A 6900-nucleotide genomic window follows, 5' to 3' on the forward strand; every position below is an offset into this window, starting at 1 on the left:
CCTGGCCGCTCTTCGTCACCTGATCAACTTCAGCATGCGGACCGAAAACGATCAGGTGACGTACACGCGACGATCGCCGGGGTTGCGTCACCTGATCGTTTCGCGGCCGGCAACTGATCGTCTCGCGGCCGGCGACCCCACCCCGTTCCGGCGAGGACGGCTCAGCCGAGCGGATGCACCGTCGTCTCGCGGTCGGCCTCCACGACGAGGAACCGCTCGCCCCGGCCGACCCGGCGGCCGAGCGGCAGCCGCTGGCGGCCGCGGTCGAGCGGGCCGGTGTAGACGTCGGTCTCGTGCACCCGGTAGAGCGGGTCCAGCCGGGGCAGTGTGACGTCCACGTGGGCGGGTTTGCGCAGCACCAGCACGATGCTGTTGTCGCCGGACTCGTACGCGGCCGCGCCGACGATGCGGGTGTCGCGGTTGGGCGCCGTGACGACCTCGCGGATCTGCGCCACGATGATCGACGGGATCGGCGCGAGGCCGTCGACGACCCGCAGCGTGGGGTTCTGCGCCTTCAGCGACGAGATCATCCGGTCGCGCTTCGGGCCGGTGACGGCCCGGCCGAGCGCCAGGATGTCGATGGTGGCGCCGTCGACGCCGTAGCGGACGCGGTCGGCGTCGGTCTCCTCGCGGACCACCATGCCGGCCTCGCGCAGGGCCCGGCCCAGCTCGTCGAGCACACGCACCCGTTTGCCGACGAGCAGCACGCGTGCCGGAGTCCCGATCTCGGTCGTCACTCGCTACCCCCAGGTCGCCCTGTCACGGCCGAGACGCCCGTGCCAGCGCGAGCCGGCTGGCGCACTCGTAGTATCGATCTTGCGGGTAGGCATCACTCAGCGTCACCGGGCGTCTCTCATAGTGAGAATCTTGCGTCTCGAAACGTCAGTCACGGCCCAGCCGACGCCATAGCGTCGACCGCCGTTCACGCGGGCATCCCCGTCGCGCCACCGGGTGCCCGCATCGTTGCCGGCATGAGGGTAGCGATCGTCGCGGAATCGTTCCTCCCCCAGGTCAACGGTGTCACGAACTCGGTCTGCCGCGTGGTGGAGCATCTCACGCGACGCGGCCACACGGCGCTGGTGATCGCCCCCGGCGAAGGCGTGTCGGAGTACGACGGGCACCAGGTGCTGCGGGTGCCGTCGTTCGCGCTGCCGGGCAACGACGACAGCATCGTCGGCGTCTCCACCCGGCGGCGGATCAGCCGGTTCCTGCGCGACTTCGACCCCGACGTCGTGCACCTGGCGGCGCCGGCCTGGCTGGGCCGGGCCGGCATGAACGCGGCGACCCGGCTGGGGCTGCCGACGGTCGCCGTCTACCAGACCGACCTCGCCGGGTTCGCCCGCGGCTACCGGCTCTGGCGCACCATCGGCGACGACGCGATCTGGTCCTGGCTGCGCCGCATCCACGACCAGGCCGACCTCACGCTGGCGCCGTCGACGGCGAGCCTGCGGCAGCTGGCCGCGCACGGCTTCCCGCGACTGGCCCGCTGGGGCCGCGGCGTCGACCTCGTCCGCTTCCACCCGGCCCACCGCGACGAGGGCCTGCGTCGTGAGCTGGCCCCGGACGGCGAGGTCATCGTCGGCTACGTCGGCCGGCTGGCGCCGGAGAAGCACGTCGCGTCGCTGACGGCGCTGGCCGGGCTGCCCGGCGTCAAGCTGGCCATCGTCGGCGGCGGGCCGAGCGAGGCGTCGCTGCGGGCCGCGCTGCCCGACGCCGCGTTCCTCGGGTTCCGCACCGGGCAGGAGCTGTCGCGCGCCTACGCCAGCCTGGACGTGTTCGTGCACACGGGCCCGGCCGAGACGTTCTGCCAGGCCGTCCAGGAGGCGCTGGCCTCCGGCGTCCCCGTCGTCGCCCCGAACGCCGGCGGCCCCACCGACCTCGTCGACGACGGCTGGTCCGGCCACCTCGTCGACACCGGCGACGGCGAGCAACTGCGGGCCGCGGTGGCGCGGATCGCCGCCGACCCGGTCCGCCGGGTCCGGATGGCCGCCGCCGCCCGCGAATCGGTGTACGGACGGTCGTGGGAGGCGATCTGCGACCAGCTGCTCGAGCATTACGCGACGGCGGTCGCGCGCAAGCGCCTGGCCGCACCCGCGGCGTAGGATCTTCGGCGACTTAGGGTTGCCTAAGTGAGAGATGTCACGGCCGAAACAGGGCTCTGAACAGGCCAGACGTGAGATTGGCCACGGACCCGACCATGACGGCGGGGCTACCATGACCGGCGGCCGGGCACGCTGCCCGGCAGTCCCCCGTCGCAATCGGAAGGCAGCACGTTCGTGCCCAAGGCGCCTGCAGGCACGCTCTATCGCGGCCGTGAAGGCATGTGGTCGTGGGTGGCCCATCGGGTCACCGGCATCGGCATCTTCTTCTTCCTCTTCGCGCACATCCTCGACACCGCGCTCGTCCGCGTGTCGCCGGAGGCGTACAACGAGGTGATCGCCACCTACAAGAACCCGATCGTCGGGCTCATGGAGGTGGGGCTGGTGGCCGCCATCGTGTTCCACGCGTTCAACGGCCTGCGCATCGTCCTCGTCGACTTCTGGTCGAAGGGGCCGCGGTACCAGAAACAGATGTCCGTCACCGTCCTGGTCCTCTGGGTGGCGCTCATGGTGCCGTTCACGATCCGCCACCTCTCCCACGTGTTCGGGGGCTGACCCGATGACGACGACGATTCCCGCCCCGCGCTCACCGCGGCGGCTGCGCGGCCGGACCAACACCGAGCTGTACGCGTGGATGTTCATGCGCGCGTCCGGCGTGCTGCTGGTCATCCTGATCTTCACGCACCTGTTCGTGAACCTGATCACCGGCGACGGCATCAACGCGCTCGACTTCGGCTTCGTGGCCGGCAAGTGGGCCGACCCGCTCTGGCAGGTCTGGGACCTGCTGATGCTGTGGCTGGCGATGCTGCACGGCACCAACGGGCTGCGCACCGTCATCAACGACTACGCCGAGCGCGACCAGCTGCGGCTGTGGCTGAAGGTCGGGCTGTACACGGCCACGACCATCACGATCGTGCTCGGGACGCTGGTGATCTTCACGTTCGACCCGTGCCCGCCGGACGCGGCCGCCGACCTGCTGCCGTCGTTCTGCCAGGTGCCGTAGTTCATCTTCGAGAGGCAAGTCATGCAGACCCATCAGTACGACGTGGTGATCGTCGGCGCCGGCGGCGCCGGGATGCGCGCCGCGCTCGAGTCCGGCCAGCGGGTCCGCACCGCCGTGCTGACCAAGCTCTACCCGACCCGGTCGCACACCGGCGCGGCCCAGGGCGGCATGTGCGCCGCGCTGGCCAACGTCGAGGAGGACAACTGGGAGTGGCACACCTTCGACACCGTCAAGGGCGGTGACTTCCTGGTCGACCAGGACGCCGCCGAGGTGATGGCGAAGGAGGCCATCGACGCCGTCCTCGACCTGGAGAAGATGGGGCTGCCGTTCAACCGCACGCCGGACGGCCTGATCGACCAGCGCCGCTTCGGCGGGCACACCCGCAAGCACGGTGAGGCCGCGGTCCGGCGCTCGTGCTTCGCCGCGGACCGCACCGGTCACATGATCCTGCAGACCCTCTACCAGCAGTGCCTCAAGCGCGACGTCGAGTTCTTCAACGAGTTCTACGTGCTCGACCTGCTGTTCACCGAGGTCGACGGTGTCAAGCGGACTGCCGGTGTGGTGGCGTACGAGCTGGCCACCGGCGAGATCCACGTGTTCCGCGCCAAGGCCGTCATCTTCGCGACCGGCGGCGCCGGCAAGGTGTACAAGACCACGTCCAACGCGCACACGCTGACCGGCGACGGCATGGCCATCGCGTACCGGCGCGGGCTGCCGCTGGAGGACATGGAGTTCTTCCAGTTCCACCCGACCGGCCTGGCCGGCCTGGGCATCCTGCTGTCCGAGGCGGCCCGCGGCGAGGGCGCGATCCTGCGCAACAGCGAGGGCGAGCGGTTCATGGAGCGCTACGCCCCGACGCTGAAGGACCTCGCCCCGCGCGACGTCGTCGCCCGGGCCATGGCCAACGAGGTCCGCGAGGGCCGCGGCTCCGGGCCGAACAAGGACTACGTCCTGCTCGACCTCACCCACCTCGAGCCGGCGCACATCGACGCGAAACTGCCCGACATCACCGAGTTCGCCCGCACCTACCTGGGCGTCGAGCCGTACACGGAGCCGGTCCCCGTCTTCCCGACCGCGCACTACGCGATGGGCGGCATGCCGACGACGATCGACGCCGAGGTGCTGGCCGACAACACGCACGTCCTGCCCGGCCTCTACGCGGCCGGCGAGGTGGCCTGCGTCAGCGTGCACGGCGCGAACCGGCTGGGCACCAACTCGCTGCTCGACATCAACGTGTTCGGACGGCGGGCCGGTCTCGCGGCGGCGGCGTTCGCGGAGAAGGCGCCGCTGGTCGAGCTGCCGGACGCGCCCGCCGACGCGACCGTCGCCCTGCTGGAGGAGATGCGCGACCGCGCCGACGGCGAGCGCGTCGCCGTCCTGCGTCGTGAGCTGCAGGAGACGATGGACGCGAATGCCCAGGTGTTCCGGTCCGAGGCGACGCTGAAGCAGGCGCTCTCCGACGTCCACGCGCTCCAGGCCCGCTACGCCAACGTGTCCGTGCAGGACAAGGGCCGCCGGTTCAACACCGACCTGCTGGAGGCGGTCGAGCTGGGCTTCCTGCTCGACCTCGCCGAGGTCATCGTCGTCGGCGCGCTGGAGCGCAAGGAGTCGCGCGGCGGCCACTTCCGCGAGGACTACCAGAACCGCGACGACGTCAACTACATGCGCCACACCATGGCGTACCGCTCTTCCGCGGACGACGGGGCCGGTGTGCGGCTCGACTTCAAGCCCGTCGTCGTCACCCGCTACCAGCCGATGGAGCGCAAGTTCTGATGACTGCCGTTGCCGAGGCGCCGGTCGCCGGCGCCGTCCCGTCCTTCCAGGTCACGCTGCGGCTGCGCCGGTTCAACCCGGAGAACGACACCGAGCCGCGCTGGGAGGAGCACACCGTCACCATGCACGGCACCGACCGGGTGCTCGACGCGCTGCACAAGATCAAGTGGGAGATCGACGGCTCGCTGACGTTCCGGCGGTCGTGCGCGCACGGCATCTGCGGCTCCGACGCGATGCGCATCAACGGCCGCAACCGGCTGGCATGTAAGACGCTGCTCAAGGACCTGCCGCTGGACAAGCCGGTGACGATCGAGCCGATCAAGGGCCTCGCGGTGCTCAAGGACCTCGTCGTCGACATGGACCCGTTCTTCGAGGCGTACAAGTCGATCATGCCGTTCCTCGTCACGTCCGGGAACGACCCGTCCCGCGAGCGCCGTCAGTCCCCCGAGGAGCGCGCCCGCTACGACGACACCACGAAGTGCATCATGTGCGCCGCCTGCACCACCTCCTGCCCCGTCTACTGGTCCGACGGCCAGTACTTCGGCCCGCAGGCGATCGTGGGCGCCCACCGCTTCATCTTCGACTCGCGCGACGAGGGTGCCGAGGAGCGCCTCGAGATCCTCAACGACCGCGACGGCGTCTGGCGCTGCCGGACGACGTTCAACTGCACGGATGCTTGTCCTCGAGGGATTGAAGTCACCAAGGCCATCCAGGAGGTCAAGCGCGCCCTCCTCTTCCGCCGCGTCTGACCTGCCCGCCCCACGAGTTGATCTTGGAGTAACCGCCGAGTTGACGGGCGATTCGTCCGATTGATTCCCCGAATACTCCAAGATCAACGTGGGACGCGGGGAGGCGGCGTTCTCCACAGGCCGCGCCGGCTCGGGGAGTTGCCCACATTCCAGCGATGTGGCGTGGCATCGCTTCGGGCGTCCAGCGACGGTGGACGCATGCCACCACGACGCCCACTCCCCGGACCGACGCCGGTAGCGGTGCCGGCGCCGTTGCGCGAGACGGCGTTCACGCTGGCAACGGCTCGAGCCCACGGCATCTCAGCTGGGCACCTGCGCGGCCGCCACTACATCCGGATACACCGCTGCGTCTATGCCGAGCGCGATGTGCCATTGGACGGCGACCAGGCCGCGCGCGCCTGGATGCTGGCACTGCCCGACGACGCCGCGATGTACGGAGCCACCGCCGCCACCTGGTACAGCCTGCCCGTCGAGGCACCTGCCGACTTCCAGATCATCGTGCCGTCAGGAACGGTGCCGCGACGCCGGCCGGGCCTGGAGCCGCATGAGGGCCTTCGCCAGGACGAGGCGATCACGTACCGCGGGTTGCGCGTCACCACGCCGGAGCGGACCTGGCTCGACCTGTCCCTGACCCTCGACGACGCCGAACTGATCACCGTCGGCGACGCGATGGTCCACCGCGGTCTGACAACGCCGCAGCGCCTGATCGAGGGGGCCGACGCGGCTCGGCGGCGACGGAGGATCCTGCGCGCGCGATCGCTGGCCCGGCTGGTCCGCGACCGCGTCGACTCGCCACAGGAGACCCGCCTACGACTGATCCTGACCAGCCACGGTGGCCTGCCGGAGCCCACGGTCAACCCCGAGGTGGCCGACGAGCACGGCGAGTGGATCGGTCGCCCGGATCTGGCGTACGAAGACGCCAGGGTCGCGATCCAGTACGAAGGCGACGTGCACCGGACCAGCAAGAAGCGCTGGCGCGCCGACATCGCCCGCGACGAGGTGCTGCGCGACCATGGCTGGGAGGTCCTACGCGTCACCGCCGACGACTTCCGCCGTCACGACCGCCTCTGCGACCGCGTCCGCAGCGCCCTCGACCGCCGGCGCCACCGCTCCCCGCCCTGACCCACCGCCCTCCCGCCCACGCTCCCCTCACCCCGCCGGCACCTCCAGCAAAGTTGATCTTGGAGCAACCGTGGAATCAATCCGGCGAATCGCCCGGCGGCGTCCAGCGGTGTAAGCAACGGTTCATGCTGCTGCCGGTTTGGCGAGCAGCTCG

At 70.4% G+C, this 6900-nt stretch carries 7 protein-coding genes; 6 read left to right on the forward strand and 1 reads right to left on the reverse strand.

Translation table 11 applies throughout. The annotated features are described in order from the left end of the window. Positions 1 to 161: 161 nt before the first annotated feature. A complete protein-coding gene (locus tag ACW62_RS26080) occupies positions 162 to 737 on the reverse strand; it encodes a hypothetical protein (RefSeq protein WP_053207035.1) in 576 nt (191 codons plus the stop codon). A gap of 234 nt (positions 738 to 971) precedes the next feature. Here ACW62_RS26080 and ACW62_RS26085 point away from each other — a divergent pair, with 234 nt between their 5' ends. From ACW62_RS26085 to ACW62_RS26110, 6 genes are all read left to right on the forward strand, one after another. Further along, positions 972 to 2102: a glycosyltransferase family 4 protein gene (locus tag ACW62_RS26085; RefSeq protein ID WP_053207036.1), complete on the forward strand. Its 1131-nt coding sequence runs from the start codon at positions 972 to 974 to the stop codon at positions 2100 to 2102. Between the two features lie 174 nt (positions 2103 to 2276). Continuing rightward, positions 2277 to 2654 (forward strand): succinate dehydrogenase, cytochrome b556 subunit, encoded by a 378-nt coding sequence (sdhC, locus tag ACW62_RS26090; RefSeq protein WP_074946504.1) that lies wholly within the window; start codon positions 2277 to 2279, stop codon positions 2652 to 2654. A 4-nt stretch (positions 2655 to 2658) separates the two neighbouring features. Beyond that, the gene (locus tag ACW62_RS26095) at positions 2659 to 3102 is read left to right on the forward strand and encodes a succinate dehydrogenase hydrophobic membrane anchor subunit (protein WP_053207038.1); all 444 of its coding nucleotides are present in this window, start codon (positions 2659 to 2661) and stop codon (positions 3100 to 3102) included. Between the two features lie 21 nt (positions 3103 to 3123). Continuing rightward, positions 3124 to 4875, forward strand: a complete 1752-nt coding sequence (sdhA, locus tag ACW62_RS26100) for a succinate dehydrogenase flavoprotein subunit (RefSeq protein ID WP_053207039.1) — start codon at positions 3124 to 3126, stop codon at positions 4873 to 4875. Continuing rightward, positions 4875 to 5624, forward strand: a complete 750-nt coding sequence (locus tag ACW62_RS26105; protein WP_053207040.1) for a succinate dehydrogenase iron-sulfur subunit — start codon at positions 4875 to 4877, stop codon at positions 5622 to 5624. The genes sdhA and ACW62_RS26105 overlap by 1 nt, the downstream gene beginning before the upstream one ends. 198 nt (positions 5625 to 5822) lie before the next feature. Beyond that, positions 5823 to 6746, forward strand: a complete 924-nt coding sequence (locus ACW62_RS26110) for a type IV toxin-antitoxin system AbiEi family antitoxin (protein WP_157574983.1) — start codon at positions 5823 to 5825, stop codon at positions 6744 to 6746. The last annotated feature ends 154 nt before the right edge of the window (positions 6747 to 6900 follow it).

Source organism: Jiangella muralis (assembly GCF_001270745.1).
Taxonomy (GTDB): domain Bacteria; phylum Actinomycetota; class Actinomycetes; order Jiangellales; family Jiangellaceae; genus Jiangella; species Jiangella muralis.